General features: G+C 62.3%; 18 protein-coding genes and 1 pseudogene. 14 read left to right on the top strand and 5 right to left on the bottom strand.

Annotated elements, in window-relative coordinates; all coding sequences use genetic code 11:
- Window positions 1–37: 37 nt before the first annotated feature.
- Window positions 38–1,294, bottom strand: coding sequence for an aminopeptidase (locus tag NKJ20_RS07955; RefSeq protein ID WP_352743424.1), 1,257 nt, complete (start codon window positions 1,292–1,294; stop codon window positions 38–40).
- Window positions 1,295–1,374: 80 nt separating this feature from the next.
- Window positions 1,375–2,289 (bottom strand): LysR substrate-binding domain-containing protein, encoded by a 915-nt coding sequence (locus NKJ20_RS07950; RefSeq protein ID WP_352743422.1) that lies wholly within the window; start codon window positions 2,287–2,289, stop codon window positions 1,375–1,377.
- Window positions 2,290–2,386: 97 nt separating this feature from the next.
- On the opposite strand from NKJ20_RS07950, the gene NKJ20_RS07945 reads away from it, so the two are divergent.
- From NKJ20_RS07945 to sbmA, 3 genes are all read left to right on the top strand, one after another.
- On the top strand, window positions 2,387–2,596 hold the full coding sequence (locus tag NKJ20_RS07945) for a hypothetical protein (RefSeq protein WP_352743420.1): 210 nt from the start codon (window positions 2,387–2,389) through the stop codon (window positions 2,594–2,596).
- A 113-nt stretch (window positions 2,597–2,709) separates the two neighbouring features.
- Window positions 2,710–3,864: a YbfB/YjiJ family MFS transporter gene (locus NKJ20_RS07940; protein ID WP_352743419.1), complete on the top strand. Its 1,155-nt coding sequence runs from the start codon at window positions 2,710–2,712 to the stop codon at window positions 3,862–3,864.
- A gap of 114 nt (window positions 3,865–3,978) precedes the next feature.
- Window positions 3,979–5,256, top strand: coding sequence for a peptide antibiotic transporter SbmA (gene sbmA, locus NKJ20_RS07935; RefSeq protein WP_031211034.1), 1,278 nt, complete (start codon window positions 3,979–3,981; stop codon window positions 5,254–5,256).
- Between the two features lie 27 nt (window positions 5,257–5,283).
- Here sbmA and NKJ20_RS07930 read toward each other — a convergent pair whose 3' ends face one another.
- Entirely contained in the window at window positions 5,284–6,276 is a 993-nt protein-coding gene (locus NKJ20_RS07930) for a polysaccharide deacetylase family protein (protein WP_352743556.1), read from the bottom strand.
- A 205-nt stretch (window positions 6,277–6,481) separates the two neighbouring features.
- Between NKJ20_RS07930 and NKJ20_RS07925 the strand changes: the two genes are divergently transcribed.
- Together NKJ20_RS07925 and der are read left to right on the top strand one after the other, a co-directional pair.
- Window positions 6,482–7,147, top strand: coding sequence for a tetratricopeptide repeat protein (locus NKJ20_RS07925; protein ID WP_352743418.1), 666 nt, complete (start codon window positions 6,482–6,484; stop codon window positions 7,145–7,147).
- Window positions 7,148–7,153: 6 nt separating this feature from the next.
- Window positions 7,154–8,587 carry a ribosome biogenesis GTPase Der gene (gene der, locus NKJ20_RS07920; protein WP_352449942.1) on the top strand — a complete coding sequence of 478 codons (1,434 nt, stop codon included), beginning with the start codon at window positions 7,154–7,156 and terminating at the stop codon, window positions 8,585–8,587.
- A 252-nt stretch (window positions 8,588–8,839) separates the two neighbouring features.
- Here der and NKJ20_RS07915 read toward each other — a convergent pair whose 3' ends face one another.
- Window positions 8,840–9,595 carry an SDR family NAD(P)-dependent oxidoreductase gene (locus NKJ20_RS07915; protein WP_352449941.1) on the bottom strand — a complete coding sequence of 252 codons (756 nt, stop codon included), beginning with the start codon at window positions 9,593–9,595 and terminating at the stop codon, window positions 8,840–8,842.
- A 190-nt stretch (window positions 9,596–9,785) separates the two neighbouring features.
- On the opposite strand from NKJ20_RS07915, the gene NKJ20_RS07910 reads away from it, so the two are divergent.
- The 7 genes and pseudogenes from NKJ20_RS07910 to NKJ20_RS07880 form a co-directional block, all read left to right on the top strand.
- Window positions 9,786–10,358 carry a L,D-transpeptidase gene (locus NKJ20_RS07910; RefSeq protein ID WP_352449940.1) on the top strand — a complete coding sequence of 191 codons (573 nt, stop codon included), beginning with the start codon at window positions 9,786–9,788 and terminating at the stop codon, window positions 10,356–10,358.
- 199 nt (window positions 10,359–10,557) lie between these two features.
- Complete coding sequence (locus NKJ20_RS07905) at window positions 10,558–10,692, top strand: ABC transporter (RefSeq protein ID WP_352449939.1); 135 nt, start codon at window positions 10,558–10,560, stop codon at window positions 10,690–10,692.
- A gap of 148 nt (window positions 10,693–10,840) precedes the next feature.
- Window positions 10,841–11,413, top strand: a complete 573-nt coding sequence (locus NKJ20_RS07900) for a hypothetical protein (RefSeq protein ID WP_352449964.1) — start codon at window positions 10,841–10,843, stop codon at window positions 11,411–11,413.
- 200 nt (window positions 11,414–11,613) lie between these two features.
- Entirely contained in the window at window positions 11,614–12,201 is a 588-nt protein-coding gene (locus tag NKJ20_RS07895; protein ID WP_352449963.1) for a protein-S-isoprenylcysteine O-methyltransferase, read from the top strand.
- An 11-nt stretch (window positions 12,202–12,212) separates the two neighbouring features.
- Window positions 12,213–12,992, top strand: a complete 780-nt coding sequence (locus tag NKJ20_RS07890; RefSeq protein WP_352449938.1) for a hypothetical protein — start codon at window positions 12,213–12,215, stop codon at window positions 12,990–12,992.
- Complete coding sequence (locus NKJ20_RS07885; protein ID WP_352449937.1) at window positions 12,989–13,879, top strand: SDR family NAD(P)-dependent oxidoreductase; 891 nt, start codon at window positions 12,989–12,991, stop codon at window positions 13,877–13,879. Before NKJ20_RS07890 ends, NKJ20_RS07885 begins: the two co-directional genes overlap by 4 nt.
- Before the next feature lie 39 nt (window positions 13,880–13,918).
- Window positions 13,919–14,149: pseudogene (locus NKJ20_RS07880) on the top strand (ribosome biogenesis GTPase Der); the annotation flags it as partial.
- Between the two features lie 340 nt (window positions 14,150–14,489).
- On the opposite strand, the gene NKJ20_RS07875 reads toward NKJ20_RS07880, so the two are convergent.
- Window positions 14,490–15,410, bottom strand: coding sequence for a LysR substrate-binding domain-containing protein (locus NKJ20_RS07875; protein WP_352743415.1), 921 nt, complete (start codon window positions 15,408–15,410; stop codon window positions 14,490–14,492).
- A 120-nt stretch (window positions 15,411–15,530) separates the two neighbouring features.
- Here NKJ20_RS07875 and NKJ20_RS07870 point away from each other — a divergent pair, with 120 nt between their 5' ends.
- Together NKJ20_RS07870 and NKJ20_RS07865 are read left to right on the top strand one after the other, a co-directional pair.
- Window positions 15,531–16,850 carry an MFS transporter gene (locus NKJ20_RS07870; RefSeq protein WP_352743413.1) on the top strand — a complete coding sequence of 440 codons (1,320 nt, stop codon included), beginning with the start codon at window positions 15,531–15,533 and terminating at the stop codon, window positions 16,848–16,850.
- 107 nt (window positions 16,851–16,957) lie between these two features.
- A complete protein-coding gene (locus NKJ20_RS07865; protein WP_352743411.1) occupies window positions 16,958–18,142 on the top strand; it encodes a cell wall hydrolase in 1,185 nt (394 codons plus the stop codon).
- Window positions 18,143–18,250 lie beyond the last annotated feature (108 nt).

Below are 18,250 nucleotides of genomic sequence, written 5' to 3'. Positions count from 1 at the left end.
GCCGCTGCTTGCTGGTCTTCGCTTAGAGATCCAGGGCCTAAACCCACTCGCCCTTGCGCATCACCGGCACGCGGCTGCCGTCCTTATGGACGCCGTCTATGTCGATCTTGTCCGAGCCGATCATCCAGTCGATGTGGATGAAACTCTTGTTGCCGCCGCGCGCCGCGATCTCGTCCTGGCCGAGCGAGGCGCCGTCGACGAAGCACTTCGAATAGCACTGGCCGAGCGCGATGTGGCAGGCGGCGTTCTCGTCGAACAGCGTGTTGAAAAACAGCAGCCCGCTCTTGGCGATCGGCGAGGAATGCGGCACCAGCGCCACCTCGCCGAGACGGCGCGAGCCTTCGTCGGTATCGAGCACCTTCTGCAGCACATCCTCGCTCTTCGTGGCCTTGGCCTCGACAATGCGGCCCGCCTCGAAACGCACCGCAATGCCGTCGATCAGGGTACCCTGATAGGACAGCGGCTTGGTGCTGGTGACATGGCCTTCGACGCGCCTTGCATGCGGCGTGGTGAAAACCTCTTCGGTCGGGATGTTGGGGTTGCAAGTGATGCCGTTCTTGGCGGTCGAGGCGCCGCCCATCCACTCGTGGCCGTCGGCCAGCCCGACGGTCAGGTCGGTGCCGGGGCCGGTGAAATGCAGTGCGTGGAAATTGTGGCCGTTCAGCCATTCGGTGCGGCTCTTCAACGCCGCATTGTGCGCCGTCCAATTGCCGATCGGGTCTTCGACATCCACGCGCGAGGCGGCAAAGATAGCGTCGGCGAGCTTGGCCACGGCGACGTCTTCGGCATCGTTCGGAAATACCTGCTTGGCCCAGGCCTGATCGGGATAAGCGACGATGTTCCAGTTGATGTCGAAGCCGGTGATCTTCTCCAGCGCCGGCTGGTAGGCCATCGAATTCGCCTTGTTGGCACGCGCCACCTTTGTCGGGTCCTGCGCCGAAAGCAGCGAGGGATCCTCGCCGCGCACGGCAAGTCTCGCCGCATTGTTGGCGAAGGCTTTTGCCATGCCTTCATAGAGCCAGCCGGCGGCGCGGTCGAAGCCGGCGTCTGCGCCGTAGCGGAAGCGCGCGAGCGTGATCTCATCGTCGTTGAAGATCGGCGTCACCAGGCCGGCACCTGCCTTGTAGGCGTGCTCGACGATCCGCCGCGTCAAAGGCAGCGCGGCAATAGACGAGGTCAGCACCAGATCCTGCCCCGGCTGCAATTGCAGCCCGACCTTGACGGCGACCTCCGCCAGCCTGTCGAGCTTCACCGGGTCGATGCTTGCGGAAACGCCGCGCGAATGTGTGGTCATGATCCTGCCTGCCGTGATTGGGGACTGTTTCTTACATAGACCGGCGCTGCCGACCTTTCCACTGTGATGTGCCGGCAGGTTTAGCGCGCGCTCTCGAGCGATCTGAACTGCGTCATCGTCGCCTCGATCTCTTCGCGCACCCAGATCTTGAAATCCCTGACCTTGCGGCTTTCGCTCTTGCTGGCCGAGGTCACCAGCCAATAGCCGAGCCCGCTCTGCGCCCGTATGCCGAACGGCGCAACGAGACGGCCGTCGGCCAGCGCGTCGGCGGCCAGCAACTGCCAGCCGAGCATGACGCCGTGACCGGCAATCGCCGATTCCAGGCACAGCATCGGATCTGTGAAGCGCGCGCCCTTCATGAAGGTGACCGGCTTCACCCCGGCCGCTTCGAACCAGCTCTCCCAACTGATCATCGATCTTTCGTCCGTGATCGCACAGGTCAAAGCAAGGTCTTCTATCGATTTCAGCTTGCTGGCGATCACCGGTGCACAGACCGGAAACACCTCCTGCGCCAGCAGCAATTCGGCCCGCCCGCCCGGCCATTTGCCGTCGCCGAGCCGGATGGCGACGTCGATGTCCGAACGATCGAGATCGGCAAGCCGCACCGAGGCATCGATGCGCAGGAGCACGTTCGGATGGCGGGCGAAATGCCGCGACAGCCGCGGCAGCAGCCATTTCGAGGCGAACGCCGGCGCCACCGAAACCACCAGCGTGCATTCCGAGCTTTCGTCGGCAAGCGCCACCGCCTGCGCGAGTTCGCGAAACCCTGCGCCGAGCCGGGTTGTGAAGATGGCACCGAATTCCGTCGCCACCAGGCCAGCTGGCGTTCGTTCGAACAGCGCCCGGCCGAGCTGCTTTTCTGTCCGGTTGATCTGCTGGCTGACGGCGCTGACCGAGACGTTGAGCTCGCCGGCCGCCGCCGCAAGCGAGCCCAGGCGGGCAACAGTTTCCACGGCGCGCAAGCCGTTGAGATGGACGCGGTTCAGCATAGCCATACAGTTTTTCTAAACTGGAGCGGCGGAAATCTCAATTGCCAGACGCTAACGAACGGCGGATTCTAAGTGGATTACGCAGAGTGAGGAGGCAAATCCGATGAAGATTTTATCATGGCTCGGCGCCTTTTCCCCGATCGGGGCGCAGCCACACCGGGATGACAGCGAGGCCATCAATTGGGTGACCGATCCGCTGGCGCATCCGCTCCTCGATACCATGTCGGAGCGCGAACTCGCCGACATGCCATTCAGGCTGACTGCGCGTCGCACTCGCTTCGAGACGGCCCCGCCAAGGACCTGCTGCGGCTGAACAAGGACTTGCTGGCACTTCAGGTGAGCCGGCCGCCGACGAGGCTGCGCAGCCCTTCTGGCCCAATAAAAGGCGGATTGTCTCACCGGCAGGCGCACCTATGGTGCACCGCGATGAACATCGCTTCGCCTTTGCGCCTCGCAATCGCCGGCATGATCGCCCTGGCCGTCGCCATGGGCATCGGCCGCTTCGTCTATACGCCGATCCTGCCTGGCATGATGGAAGAGCTCGGCCTGTCGCCGGCCGATGCAGGCTGGATCGCATCGGCCAATTATCTCGGCTACCTCGTCGGCGCGCTTGCCGCCACCGGCGGCTGGGCGCAAGGCCGCGAGCGCCAGCTGATGCTGGCCGGCCTTGCCGCCACCGCGATCCTCGCCGGGCTGATGGGCCTGAGCGGCACGATGGCCGCCTTTCTCCTCATCCGCTTTCTTGCCGGCGTTGCAAGCGCCTTTGTCCTGGTCTTCATGACCAGCATCGTTTTCGGTCATCTCTTCGCGGCCGGGCGAAACGACCTGCAGGCGCTGTATTTCGGCGGTGTCGGCCTCGGCATCGCGGCGTCCTCGGCGCTGTTGGCAGTCCTCGTCACCGAACATGCCGGCTGGGCGGCGGGCTGGCTGTGGTCAGCGGCGATTTCGGCCTGCGGCTTTGCCGCCGTCGCCTTGCTGGCCGGCGGCACCTCGGCCGCGAACAGCACCACCGGGAGCGAGCCGGCACTGCCGAAAGACCGGTCGCTGGTGAAGATCATCGTCGCCTACGGCCTGTTCGGCTTCGGCTACATCGTCACGGCAACATTCCTGGTCGCCATCGTCCGCCAGGGCGGCGGCGGCCGCGTCTTCGAGGCCGTGGTCTGGATGGTCACCGGACTTGCCGGTTTCCCATCGGTCTGGCTGTGGCAGAAGCTTACGGCCAGGATCGGGCTCTATGCCACCTACGCTCTGGGGTGCCTGGTCGAGGTGGTCGGGGTCAGCGCCAGTGTCGTCATGGGCGGGCGCACCGGGCCGCTGCTCGGCGGCCTTCTTGTCGGCGGCACCTTCATCGCCATCACCGCGCTTGGCCTGCAGGCCGGCAGGCAGCTTGCTCCGCAAGCACCACGCCGGATGCTGGCGGTAATGACGGCCGCCTTCGGCCTTGGCCAGATCATCGGCCCGATCGTCGCCGGGCTGCTTGCGCAGGCCTCGGGTAATTTTTTCCTCGCCTCGATCGTGGCCGCCGCCGTCCTGCTCGCTTCCGGCGCGATCGCCTGGTCGGCTGCGCCAAAATCGCCATGATTATGGTCTTGCTCGGTTGCGGGCATCGGGCACGGGCATTTTCTTTCCCACTAATGTGTGACTTTATGCCCGCTGAACCCGCTGATTTGCGCATCGACCGAGGATTTCGCCACAGTGTTCGTATCGTTTTTTCCGCAGCCGAAGCTGTTCTTCAGTTCGGTCGCCGTCTGGAGCCTCGCGGCCGTTCTGTTTTGGTTTTTTGGAGGAGAGCAACTTGGAGCAGTGTTTGGACTGCCCCCGATGGCCGCCGGCGTCGATAAGATCATTGGCGTGTCGCTCTTTTGGTCGAAGCCATTTCTCTGGTTCTATATATATTTTGCGGCTGTCGTCCTCATCTTCTACGGCTTTTGGGCCTGGTACCGACCTCATCCATGGCGGAATTGGTCGATCCTTGGCACCTCACTGATTCTCTTTGTGATCTATTACCAGGTGCAGGTAAATGTCGCCTTCAATGACTGGTATGGCCCTTTCTACGATCTTATTCAGAAGGCTTTAGGCACACCGTACTCTACGACGCCGTGGGACTTCTATATCCAACTGCTGACAATTATGTGGATTGCGCTTCTGGCTGTGACCGTTGGCGCCCTCAACCGGTTTTTTGTAAGTCATTGGATATTTCGTTGGCGCACCGCAATGAACGAATACTACATGACCAACTGGGAAAGATTGAGGCGCATCGAAGGTGCGTCCCAGCGTGTTCAAGAAGACACGATGCGCTTCTCCAGCACGATGGAGGATCTGGGCGTAAGCTTAGTCGGGTCCATCATGACACTGATAGCGTTCCTTCCCGTGCTGCTGCATCTCTCTGAAAACGTCACGGAACTGCCGATTGTCGGCACGGTGCCTTACTCCCTGGTCGTTGTAGCAATCCTTTGGTCGGCCTTCGGAACTACTTTCTTAGCTGCGGTAGGAATCAAACTGCCGGGTCTCGAATTCCGCACCCAACGTGTCGAGGCAGCCTACCGCAAAGAATTGGTCTATGGTGAGGACGATGCAGATCGCGCCCAACCGCCAACTGTCGCTGACCTTTTTAGAAGTGTAAGAAGCATCTATTTTCGTAAATATTTCCACTACCTGTATTTTAACGTCGCTAGAATATTCTATCTACAGATCGACAATATATTTCCATATATTGTTCTTGTTCCTACGATGGTCGCGGGAAAGATCAAGCTCGGCGCTCTGAACCAGATTCTCAACTCCTTTGAGCAGGTCCGATCTTCATTTCAGTATCTGGTCAATGCCTGGCCGACGGTCGTGGAACTGATCTCGATCTACAAGCGCCTGCGCGCCTTCGAGGCGACGCTCGAGGGCGAGCCACTGCCCGAAATCGACCAGCGTTATCTCGAACGTGAGCAAGCCGGCTTGCGTCCTGAGGACCAGCCGGCAAGCTAAGACTGGCGGGCGGCGGGCGCTTGCGGCTCAGCCGCCCACCGCCGCCTGCCTTTCGCCTCGCCGCGAAACATAATCGCGAAAACTGATGCACTCGACGTCCGCTTTGATGCAGACCTCGCCGGCAAAGCGTTCCAGCGCGTTCCAGTAGGCGCCGTCGTTCATCAGCGTGAAATGGAAGCCGAGCTCAAGCGGAATGCGCTTGCCCTGGTATTGCGCATCGAAGGCGGCGCGGAACGCGTTATAGGTCCGGTCAGCGAACTCTTCCGCCATGCTCGGCCGCTCGAAGCCGCCGGAATGTCTGACATAGAGATTGTAATCCATGGCGATCACCCGCCTTGAGCTCGGCCCTTCCGGGATCTGCGGCAGCGAAAAGCGCGTGATGCCGTTGACGGTCGGTGGCTCAACCGGCCCACGCGAGACGCCGCTTGCGTCGAGCAGGAAGCCGGCCGCGGGCAGCGCCTCGTAAAGCGCCTTGTTTGCCCACAGATAAGGCGCGCGGAAGCCGACCACTGCCTTGCCTGCGAAATCGCGCCAGTCCTTCGGTTCAGGAGCAATGCCGTTGATCGAATAGGCGTTTTGGAGAATATGCTTGAACGAGCCGAACTCGCTTAGCCAGTCGGCTTTGCTCCAGTCCTTGCCGTCGAAATGGCCGCAGCCATGGCTGCCGATATCGTGGCCTTCCGAGGCGGCAAGATTGATCTGCTCGAGCCGGTCGGCGACTTCCTGTTTGGAGGCGGCAAAGCCGATATTCGATTTGCCGCGTGTTTTGCCCGGCGCGGTGTATTCCTTGCGCGTCTCGGGCGACAGCAGGAACACGCAGGAGACAAAATAGGTGAAGTGCGCACCTGTGCGCGCGGCCAGCGCCCGGCTGCGCTGCCACTGCGAAATGTCGCGGGCGCTGTCGAATGAGATGATGACGATCTGCTTCGGTTTTGCCGGCGGCGCCGGCGGGTCGGCAAAAGCCGCGCCGGTAGCAAGCGCGGCAATCGAAAACGCAACAACGCGGGACAAACGGGGCAAAGGCATCTGACCGGATCAAGGAATGTAGAAGCGACGCCTACCGGTGAAATATGGCACGGGTACGATCGACCTGTACGGCCGCCGTTGGCGGTGACTGCCTCGTGAATAGGCGATTTTCCTGCCGAACCCCTTCCATGCCGGCAAAATTTCGCTAAAACGCGGGCTCATCAACCGCCCCGCCCGGGGCAGGAAATGGTTTTGATCCATGTCGGACGACAGTTTTATCCGCGAAGTCAACGAAGAGATTCGTCGCGACCAGGCGCATGCGCTGTGGGACCGTTTCGGTCCCGCCTTGATCGTGCTGGCCGTGCTGGTGGTGCTCGGCACTGCTGCTGTCGTCGGCTACCGCTATTGGGACGAAACTCGCGCCAACCGCTCGGGCGATGCTTTTTCGCAGGCGCTCAAGCTTGCCAATGACGGGAAGAACGACGAGGCGCTTGCCGCTCTGGAGGCGTTGGAGAAGGACGGCTACGGCGCCTATCCGCTGCTCGCCCGCATGCGCGCGGCAACCGTCAAGGCGGATAAGGGCGACGTCGACGCCGCCGTCAAGGATTTCGACGAGGTCGCCGCCGACACCAAGATCCCCTCCGGCATTCGCGACATGGCTCGTCTCAGGGCAGCGCTGCTTCTGGTCGACCACGGCTCTTTCGCCGATGTCTCCAGCCGCGTCGAGGCGCTCACCGCCGACACCAACACGCTGCGCCATACGGCGCGCGAGGCGCTTGGCCTTGCCGCCTGGAAGGAAGGCAAGGCGGCGGATGCATTGAAGCTGTTCGACCAGATCGCCGCGGATGACGGCGCCCCGCGCAACACGCGCGAGCGGGCGACTTTGATGTCCGAGCTGATCCGTGGCTCGGGCGGCGTGTCGTGATAGTCCATGACCTTCAAAGTCGCCATCATCGGCCGGCCTAACGTCGGCAAATCGACCCTTTTCAATCGGCTGGTGGGAAGGAAGCTGGCGCTTGTCGATGATACGCCCGGCGTCACCCGCGATCGCCGCGTCCATGCCGCAAAACTCTACGATCTGCATTTCGACGTCATCGACACCGCCGGCTTCGAGGATGCGGCCGCCTCGACGCTGCCCGGCCGCATGCGCGCCCAGACCGAGATCGCCATCCGCGAAGCCGACCTGATCTTTTTCACGATCGATGCCAAGTCCGGGCTGATGCCCGACGACAAGACCTTCGCCGAGATCGTGCGCAAGTCCGGCAAGCCGGTTGTCGTCGTCGCCAACAAGGCCGAGGCGCGCGGCGCCCAGGGCGGCATGCTGGAGGCCTGGGAGCTCGGCCTTGGCGAACCGATCCCGGTCTCGGCCGAACACGGCCAGGGCCTGCCCGATTTGCGCGACGCGGTGATCGCGGCACTGGGCGAGGCGCGCGCCTTCGGCGAGGACGAAGAGGCCGGCGAGGAGGAGGTCGCCGCCAGCGAGGTGCTGATCGGCGAGGATGTTACCGACCCGGACGCAGAGCCGAGCTATGACGACACCAAACCGATGCGCATCGCCGTCGTCGGCCGCCCCAACGCCGGCAAGTCGACGCTGATCAACGCACTAATCGGCGAGGAGCGGTTGTTGACCGGCCCTGAGGCCGGCATCACTCGCGATTCCATCTCGGTCGACTGGGACTGGCATGGCCGCCGCTTAAAATTGTTCGACACCGCCGGCATGCGCCGCAAGGCCAGGATCCACGAAAAGCTCGAAGTGATGTCGGTGCAGGACGGCTTGCGCGCCATCCGCTTTGCCGAGATCGTCATCATCGTGCTCGACGCCACCATTCCCTTCGAGAAGCAGGATCTGCAGATCGCCGACCTGATCATCCGCGAGGGCCGTGCCCCGGTGATCGCCTTCAACAAATGGGATCTTGTCGACCATCCCCAGGAGCTGCTGGCCGAGCTGCGCGAAAAAACCGAGCGGCTTCTTCCCCAGGCGCGCGGTATGCAGGCGGTGCCGGTGTCGGCCGAGACCGGGCGTGGCCTCGACAAGCTGATGGATGCCGTCATCCGGACGCATCGAGTTTGGAACAGCCGTGTGTCGACCGGCAAGCTCAACCGCTGGCTGGAAGGCATCCTGGCGCATCATCCGCCGCCCGCTGTCGCCGGGCGTCGGCTGAAGATCAAATATGTCACGCAGGCCAAGACGCGGCCGCCGGGCTTCGTCGTCTCCTGCTCACGGCCGGATGCGATGCCGCAATCCTACGTCCGCTATCTCTCGAACAGCCTGCGCGAGGCTTTCGACATGCCCGGCGTGCCGATCCGCATCGCCTTGCGCACCTCGGACAACCCGTTCGCCGGCAGGGCGAAGAAGCGCCGCTGAGCTGCGCGTCTTCTGGGCGCCAGCATCAGGCTACGCTCCGCAGGCCGCTCGCGGGCAGCGCCTGCACATTTTCGGGAAGGCGATTCCACCGACACCTGCAGCAGGATGTCGGCAAGTCGCGCCGCCACCGGGTCTGGCTCGGCCTTCCTTGCGATGCGGCAACAGGCCCATCTCAGGCAGTGCGGGCAGCCCGGCGATCTCCGGCGTCATCGCCCTGACGGTGGCCGGCGCGAGTGGGGGCAGCCTCTGCACCTAATGGGCGGTGTAAGCTCCGTCCACCAGATGGTAGCTCCCAGTGATAAAGCTGGCCTGGTCGGACAAGAGGAAGCATACAAGAGCCGCTACCTCTTCCGGTTTCCCGCGCCTGCCCATCGGCTGAAGACCTGCCATGCGCCGGCTGGCTAATGCCTCCATTTGCTCCGATAAAAGAGGCGTTTCGATCCAGCCGGGGCCGACTACATTGATCCGGATGCCCATCCTGGCATATTCGATCGCCGCAACTTTGGTTAGTCCAACGACTCCGTGTTTCGCTGCCGTGTATGCGGACGCAGTTGGCAAGCCGACGGAACCGAGAACGGAGGACATGTTCACGATGGCGCCTCCGCCTCGATCCAGCATCGCGGCGATTTCGTACTTCATGCTGTAGAAAACGCCATTAAGATTGACGTTTATCAGCTTGTGCCAGTTGTCGAGCGGATAGTCTGCCGTTGCTTTTCGAACGCCGTCGATACCTGCATTGTTTACCGCCATATCCAGTCCGCCGCATTTCTGGACAGTGAACTCGATCAGCTTTTCCACGGCTGCTGCATCCGTGACATCTACCGCAAAGTCGTAGGCCCTGCCTCCTTGCGAGCTTATTTCGGCGGCTTTGCACTGCGCGGCCTCGGCGTCAAGGTCGGCGACAACAACCTCGGCTCCTCCTTGCGCGAGTTGCCGTGAAACAGCGGCTCCTATTCCGGAGCCTGCGCCGGTCACAATCGCGACTTTACTATGGAAGTCAGGCTTCATCGTCTCTGTCCTATGCCCATTCTGACATAACCGAAACAGAGGCAGACGGTTATCGCAAGAAGTTTCGCTCCAATTCGCTTGTCAATCCTGTGAATTCATTTTTGCCACCACACAGCGAGACTTGGCCCGCAGCCCTTGGAATGGTAGAGACGAGGGCGGCGGTAGATGACCAGTTTCCCAGCAGGTAGAAATGGAAGAACACCACATTGCGCGCCGGGGGCTCGTGCTGGGTAGTCTGGCTCTGATGGTCTCCGGATGTACGTCGATTTCATCCGCGTTCGGACCAAGGCGTGGCCTGAATCCTCGTTACCGACGGCAGCATGTGCGGTACGACGGAAACGAGCCGGCCGGAACAATCGTCGTCGATACTTCGCAACGTTTTCTCTATGCCGTCGAGACGGACGGGTGGGCGACGCGCTACGGCGTCGGCGTCGGCGAGCAGGGACTTTCGTTCAAGGGTACAGCGACCGTCGGCCGCAAGGCGGACTGGCCGTCGTGGACACCCACCGCCAGCATGATGAAGCGCAAGCCGCGCCTGGTGCAGTATGCAGGGGGGGTCCCTGGCGGACCAAACAACCCGCTTGGTGCGCGTGCCCTTTATCTCTATCGCGACGGGCACGACACCCACTTCCGGATACATGGTACAAACGAGCCATGGACGATAGGCACAGCGGTATCGAACGGGTGCATCCGTATGATAAATGACGACGTCATTGACCTCTACGACCGTACTCCTTTGGGCACGACGGTGGTGGTTGTTTGATGGTGGGCAGGCTTGATCTCCGTTGGATGGTGAACCCTGCCAGCACGTCACCGCAAAGGTGCCGCCGGCAACCGGGTGCCAACTGTGTCATTTCTGCACTAGGCGTTGGTGTAGATCGCAGCTAACTTGGTGGGGCTGCATATCGTTCTAGTTGTGGCGATTCTATAGGCTATTCCGCCCCCGGGGAAAGGATTGCTTGATGAACAGGATATTGATTGCAATGGTTACTGTGCTCGCCGTTGCCAGCCTGAGCGGCTGCGCGAACGACTGGATCGGCAAAGGAAAGGGTAAGGCTCCGGCACCCGCTCCGGTAGAGGAACCAGTGATTAAGTAAGGACCGGCTTGTATGGGGAAGGGGTGCCAAGCCCTTCCCCATACATACGCAGCCGGGGCTTTGGCCGGCTTCATAGCATACGGCGCGGTTGGCGGGCATAGGCCGTTATTAGGTCTGTGCTTCGTGAAGTTCGGGAATGGACGCGGCGATGACGCTTGTAAGTAGCCGTCTCTTGCTTGTGGCGTTGGTGGCCCTCCCGGCAGCGGCATGTCAGACGAAAGACCTGCCGCCCCAGCCGAATTTCGTATCTTATGCCAATGGCGGAGCTGCGCCTCAAAAAAACGACGAGCGGTACTTCATCGAGTTCCGCTCCCGCTACGCCCTAAGCTACGGCCACACCTACGCAGTTTTTGGGCGCCTGGACCGGGCCGGGAGAATGATCGATCCCCAAGTCGCGGGCCTTCACCCGGCTTCGAACAGTGCGGTTCCCTATGTTCTGGGCCATATCGTGCCGGTGCCAGCCGAAACCGGGTGGAGCGACGGTGATCTGGAAGAACCATACAGATCCGCAAGCTGGCAAATCATATTGACCCGGGCCGAATACGACAAAGTCGTTGCCTACATCCGCAAGCTGCAGGCGAGCTCGCATGTCTGGCAGGCGACGGTCTTGAACTGCAACGGCTTCGTGGCGGACATCGCTCATTCCATGGGATATAAGACTCCCGCCATTCAGCTCCGGCCGCAACAATTCATAACCGAGCTTCGGGAGATGAATACATAACCAAGATTCGAGGGATGAATGGGACCGAATGCGATCGGTACTGCCCCTCCGGCTTTCGCGTCTGCGGACTAACTCGGAGAGGATCGCTGCGCCTGAAGGTCGGCCGGTGACGAAATCGAGGCGATGGGTGAACTGGCCATACTCAGGGGCAGCTGCTACAGTCGCGATCGCAGAAAGGGCGCTGGTGACCTGAAGTGAGCATTGCGGCAGCCTCACTTGGCGAGGTCATTTGGGTAATCGGCATCGTTGCTTGGTACGTGATCCGGTATCCCTTCGAGCGCCGGGCAAGGCGCGTGCGAATTGTAACTGGCTACCGCTCACGTTCCGACATCGTCGGGCTTGCATCTGCTCTGTTTGGCCTCGCAATCCTGCCTGCCTTCTATGTTGTCACCGGCATGCCCGCAGCGGCTGACCACCCGGCCAGCGCGTGGGCCGTGGCTCTCGGCACAATCATCTTCTGCTCCGCGCTATGGGTTTTTCGCAGGTCCCACAAGGAACTTGGCCGGAACTGGTCGATTACGCTGGAGATCCGCGAACGGCATGAACTGGTCAGCGCCGGGCCATACGCCTTGGTCCGTCACCCTATGTACACCTCTTTCCTGCTTATGGGGCTCGGCCAGGTCTTTCTGCTGCCGAACTGGATTGCGGGCATATCGGGTTTGATTGGGTTCGCAGTCCTTTTCCTGCTGAGAGTGGACGAGGAAGAGCGTATGATGCTGGAGAATTTCGGTCCGCAATACCGTGCCTATATGGAAAAGACCAAGCGAATATTCCCTTATCTTTATTAGAGGTACGTTTGATGCGAGGCCGAGCCCTCAAGCTTTCCGCGCCCCGGCGCCTTGTTGGCGATCTGATGAGGTTTTCGATCGGCGTGCCACGGGTCGCGGTGCAGCGTCAGATGAACCTCGGCCCACTCGTAAGGGCTAGGATGGCGCAGCAGGCCAGGCCCTCGTGGACCGCGATCTTCCTGAAAGGATATGCGCTTCTCGCCCTAGAGATGCCGGAGCTGCGGCGCGCCTATGTCAAGTTGCCCTGGCCGCAGCTTTACGAGTATCCGGCAAGCGTAGCCTCGATTGCCCACGAGCGCGAATATGATGGCGAGCCGGCCGTTCTGCTGAGCTGCATCAAGCGCCCGGAGCGCTACTCCATCACGGAACTTGAGGGATCCATCCACGCGGCTCGATCACGGCCGATCCTGGAGGTCCCGGAGTTCCGGCGTGCCTTGCGCATGGCAGGTGCGCCCGCGCCAGTCAGGTGGCTGCTTATGTGGCTAGGGTTGAACATCGCCCGGCAAAGGTCAAATTACTTCGGTACCTTCCAACTGTCCGTCTATTCTGGTCTCGGTGCGGAATCACTCAACCCGCTGACACCATTGACCACGCTTCTCAACTACGGTCCCATCGGCAAAGACGGATCGGTGAATGTCCGCATCCACTACGATCACCGGGTCATGGATGGAGCGAACGTTGCACGAGCACTGGAGAGATTCGAAAAGATCCTGAACGGCATTGTCGCCAATGAAGTGATGCTGCTCGATCAAAGTGTTGCCGCTCCTGCAGGACAGAGGAACGCGACATGATTTCGCGCTGTGAATTCCGGCCAGCCGTCGTCGTGATTGGCGGCTCGGGTGGAATTGGCCGGGCAATTGCGAGCGTCGCTGCACGGGAGCGCGGTGCGGTTGTGCTGGTTGCCCGCTCGCCCGAGGGTTTGGCCGCTGCGGCGTCTGAGGTTCGGGAGAGGGGTGGCGAGGCATTCACGCTCGAGTTGGATCTCGTGGCAGGCGATGCGCCAACGCGCCTGGAGGGCTTCCTGTCCGCACACGGCCTGGTCTGTGATGTCCTGGTCAACAGCGCCGGCTATGGCCTGCGGGGCGCGACGACGGCGCTGCCTATTGATGGTCAACTCGGCATCATCGATCTCAACATACATTCCCTCACAGAACTGACCCTCCATTTTCTGCCGGGAATGGTGGCGCGCCGACGGGGCGGGGTGCTCAATCTCAGTTCCGTGGCCGGGTTCGTTCCCGGGCCTTATATGGCTCTGTACTTCGCTAGCAAAGCTTTCGTGCGCTTCTTCTCAGAGGCGCTTCACCAGGAATTGCGCCGAACCGGTGTGACGGTCACATGCGTTGCACCAGGCCCGGTGTCGACGGAGTTTCTCGCAAGGTCAGGCGCCAATCAGACGGTGCTCTTCAACATCTTGCCCAAGGTGGATCCGGAGTATGTGGCTGAACGGGCGTGGCGAGGGTTCAAATCCGGTCGTCGCCTCGTCGTACCGGGGATCTCGGCCAAGTTGGCTGCCCTTGCGGCAGCGCTCCTGCCTTCCGCAGCGCTGCTGCCCCTGGTCGGCCGGCTGCAACGCGGCGGCAATGATCAATGTCCTTGCGGTTCAGGTATGAAGTTCAAGAAATGCTGCGGTACCCGCCAGATTCAGCTACGCCGGGGCCCTCGGGGAATTAGTCCCTGACCGCAGCACGCCACCGAAAAACCTCACTGAAGCAAGAGACCGCTCGCCGATGACGGGCGTCGGCTGAAGATCAAATATGTCACGCAGGCCAAGACGCGGCCGCCGGGCTTCGTCGTCTCCTGCTCTCGCCCCGATGCGATGCCGCAATCCTATGTCCGCTATCTCTCGAACAGCCTGCGCGAGGCTTTCGACATGTCCGGCGTGTCGATCCGCATCGCCTTGCGCACCTCGGACAACCCGTTCGCCGGCAGGGCCAAGAAGCGCCACTGAGGGGAGCTTTCAGGGGCGCTGCGCCTGCGCTCGGCTCGGGAGTAACGCAAGAGCGTCGTTGCGGTGCAGGATCTTTGCTAACGCTGGCGGGACAGCACCCCCTCTGTCCTGCCGGACATCTCCCCCGCAAGGGGGGAGATTGGATTTCGCGAATGCCTTCGCCAATCTCTAACGGTGCAAGAAAGGTGCCAAGAACGAAGCTGCCAATCTCCCCCCTTGAGGGGGAGATGTCCGGCAGGACAGAGGGGGGTGTGAAGAAATTCGACGCAGGATGTGCGGTTCTGGATCGCTGTGCCTTCGGAAGTCTTGCGACGTCGCCTCAAAACTGTCTTGTCGAAACCTAAGCGACGTCTCTTAGCCCCTCATCCATCCGCGCACCTTGCGGCAACGCTTCCAGCGCTGCCTGCAGCAGGATGTCGCCAAGCCGCGCCGCGACCGCGTCGGGCTCGGCCTCCTTGCGATGCAGGAACAGCGCCATCTTGGGCAAGGCGGGCAGCCCGGCGATCTCCGGCGTCATCGCCCTGACGGTGGCCGGCAGGCCGATATCGGTGCGGATCGTCAGTCCGAGTCCGGCGGCGACGGCTGCCCAGATGCCGCCAAGGCTCGGGCTGGAGAAGGCCATCCGCCATGACAGGCCGGCACGGTCCAGCGTTTCAGTCGCCACGCTGCGCAGCAGGCACGGCGCCTCGAGCGCCACCAGCGCTAACGGCTCGCCTTCGCGCAGGCTGGTTTCGATCTGTCTTGCCGGGCCGATCCAGCGCATCTGGACGTCGGCGACATGCCGGCTGTAAGGCAGCGTCGCGCCATTGTGCCAGGCAAGCGCGATATCCAGGCTGCCCGAAACGATCCGTTCGGCAAGCTCATGGCTGCGTGCGATCCTGGCCTCGATCTTGACCTTGGGATGGGCGCGGGCGAAGCGCCCGAGCACCTCCGGCAGCACCGCCTCGCCGAAATCCTCCTGTAGCCCAAGCCGCACCCAACCCTCCAGCTCGACATCGTGGATGGCGGAGGCGGCCTCGTCATTGAGCTCGATCAGCCGCCGCGCGTAGCCGAGCATGGTCTCGCCCGCGTCCGTCAGCGCCAGGCCACGCCCAGATTTGCGGAAGATCGGCGTCGCCGCCTGCTCCTCCAGCTTCTTCAATTGCGCACTGATTGCCGAGGTCGAGCGGCCGAGCCGGTCGGCGGCCTTGGCGAAGCTGCCCAGCTCCATCCCGGTAACGAAGCTGCGCAGGACGTCGAGATCGAATGTCACGCGTCGCATGCCAATAATCCTGATATTCGGGACATTACGTCAAAAACTTCCTGATATTCAGTACGAAGCTATGGCGGTAGAGAGAGCGCGTCAAGACCGAATGCAGCCGACCCATGCAGGAGCTGAACCATGTCCGCTGTCGCCACACGAGCAGATTGCAAACCGCTTCGCCCGGCCGCCGTTACCACCCCGTCAGAGGCGGCGGTGCTTCGAGCCAATCATCGCTGGAAGGTGCTGGGCATCGGCGTCGCCGCCAATGCCTGCTTTTCCGCGACCTTCTCCGGCATTCCGGCGACGGCGGTGTTCCTGCGCTCGGGCTATCATCTCTCCAATGGCGAACTCGGCCTAGCGCTTGGCCTTCTCGGCCTGGGCGTGGCGCTGAGCGAATTGCCGTGGGGGCTGCTGACCGATCGCTGGGGCGACCGCCGCGTGCTGCTGACGGGGCTCGGCGCAACCGCGGTCTGGCTGCTCGTCATGGCCGCGCTGGTCGTGCCGTCACTGGCCCATATTCCCGGCATCGCGCTTCTCGCCGCTGCCTTGCTGGTCACCGGATTGCTCGGCGGCAGCGTCAACGGCTCCAGCGGCCGCGCCATCATGGCCTGGTTCGGCGAAGGCGAGCGCGGCTTTGCCATGAGCATCAGGCAGACGGCGGTGCCGCTTGGCGGCGGGCTTGGCGCGCTCGTGCTGCCGTCGCTCGCTTCAGCCCATGGCTTCACGGCGGTCTTCGGACTTCTGGCGGCTGCATCCGCGGTCTCGACCTCGCTCGCCTGGCGCTGGCTGCATCAGCCGCCGGCGCATGACGATGCCAATTCGGGCAGCATGGCATTGTCGGCCGGCCCGGCGCCGCTGCGCAACCCGGCCGTCTGGCGCATCGCAACAGCCATCGGCCTGCTTTGCTTTCCGCAGGTGGCGGTGCTTACATTTGCTTCCGTGTTCCTGCATGATTTCGCCGGCATGGGAACAGCCGTGATCAGCGCCAGCCTGGCTGCCGTGCAGGTCGGCGCCATGGTCATGCGCGTCTGGAGCGGCCGCTACACCGACCGTCACGGCAACCGCCGGTCGTTCCTGCGTCTGTGCAGCATGCTGAGCGTGGCCGCCTTCACCGTGCTTGCGGCGCTCGTCTTGTTTTCGGCCCAATTCTTGTCAGGCCAAGCGCCGATGCTGTCGCCGGCGATCGTTGCGGTGCTGGTCGTGGCCGGTATCTGCGTCTCCTCCTGGCACGGCGTTGCCTACACCGAGCTTGCGACGCTGGCCGGCGCCAGCCAGGCCGGAACGGCGCTCGGCCTCGCTAACAGTCTGGTCTTCATTGCCTTCTTCCTGGTGCCGATCGCCATTCCCGGACTTCTCGTGCTCTGCTCGTGGGCAGGCGTCTGGCTGGGTGCGGCTATTTGCGCGCTGATCGCCTGGCCGATCTTTCTTCCGTCAAGCGATGGCCGCAAAAGCGCCTGACTTCGACACGAGATGGGAAAACAACGTTCTAAGCTGTTAACGCCCCATCAAGGTTAATGCATCATTGTAGCTCTCCAGTGGGGTCCGTTGCGTTTCTGGAGAGTTCCGTGCATCGACGTGTTTTGACGCGGCTTATCGCCGCCGCCGGTGAGAAAAAGCGTTCCTTCCTGTCTCCGTTCATTATTGGCCTTGGCATCTGGATCGGCTTTCCGACGGTCGCTGCCTATCAGGACATGACCAGCCTGGTCTCCGGCCTTGAGGCGCCGAGCGTCCGCTGGAACGCCTATGTCGAGAAATCCGTCGCCGGCTCCGTTCACGCCGCCGAAATGCCCTTCCTGGATTCCAGCAGCACCGGTTCGCTCTCCGGCTCCGGCGTCCAACTGCCCGGCATCGGCTCCGTCTCGTTTCGCGGCAAGGGCGGCATCGCCGGCACGACGCCGGACGAGAACCGCATCACGCGTGCCGACAAGAAGGGCCGCATCATCCAGGTCTCGCCCGTCTCGCCGCCGAAGAACTTCAATGCCGGCTCGATCTTCGAGCGCACCTCTTCGCTGCTCCGCCCAAGCATGGACAGCGGCCTGAGGATGGCTTTCGCCAAGCCCGAGATCAAAGGTAAGGAAATCCAGATCGCCGCCGCCTTCCACACGCGCATCGACAAGAAGCCGGATCCCGGCGTGCCGGCGATGCTCGCCGCGCTGGTCAACAACGATCATCCCGACGTGCTGGCGACCGCCTATGCCTCGTCGGCCCCCGATTATGCACAGGCGTCGCCCTTCGAGGCCTTGCTGCAGGACGAGGAACCAAACGACGGTCGCTTCATTCCGCCGCTGAGCAAGGGCGATCATTCTTGGATGCAGACGCCGCTGCCGGCGAGCGTCTTTTCCAAGCCGGAGCAGGCCTGTCTCGCCAAGGGCATCTATTTCGAAGCGCGCGGCGAAGCCGTGCGCGGCCAGGCCGCCGTTGCCCAGGTCATCCTCAACCGCGTCCGCAACCCGGCCTATCCGAACTCGATCTGCGGCGTCGTCTACCAGAACGACAACTGGTTCAACCGCTGCCAGTTTTCCTTCGCCTGCGACGGCAGGAAGAAGCGCATCGACAACCCCGCTGCCTACCAGACCGCACAGGATGTCGCCATGGCCGTCACGGCCGGCAAGATCTTCATTCCGGAAGTCGGCTCGTCGACCCATTATTATGCCGACTACGTCCATCCGGGCTGGGCGCGGACGATGCAGAAAATGACCAGGATCGGCCTGCACATCTTCTACCGCACCTATGGCGGCGGCTGGAGCTAAGTGCTCGGGCAGCCCTTGCATCTTTCGCGCGAGAGCGGCCGATCGAAGGCCCGTCGCCGTAGGGATTCGGGCGCAGCCCGCCAGCGACCGCGTCGGGCACGATGTCGC

It is taken from the genome of Mesorhizobium sp. M0185 (genome assembly GCF_040322175.1).
Taxonomy (GTDB): Bacteria; Pseudomonadota; Alphaproteobacteria; order Rhizobiales; family Rhizobiaceae; genus Mesorhizobium.
Note: the sequence above shows the minus strand (reverse complement) of the source record. Positions and strands in the feature narration are given on the sequence as shown.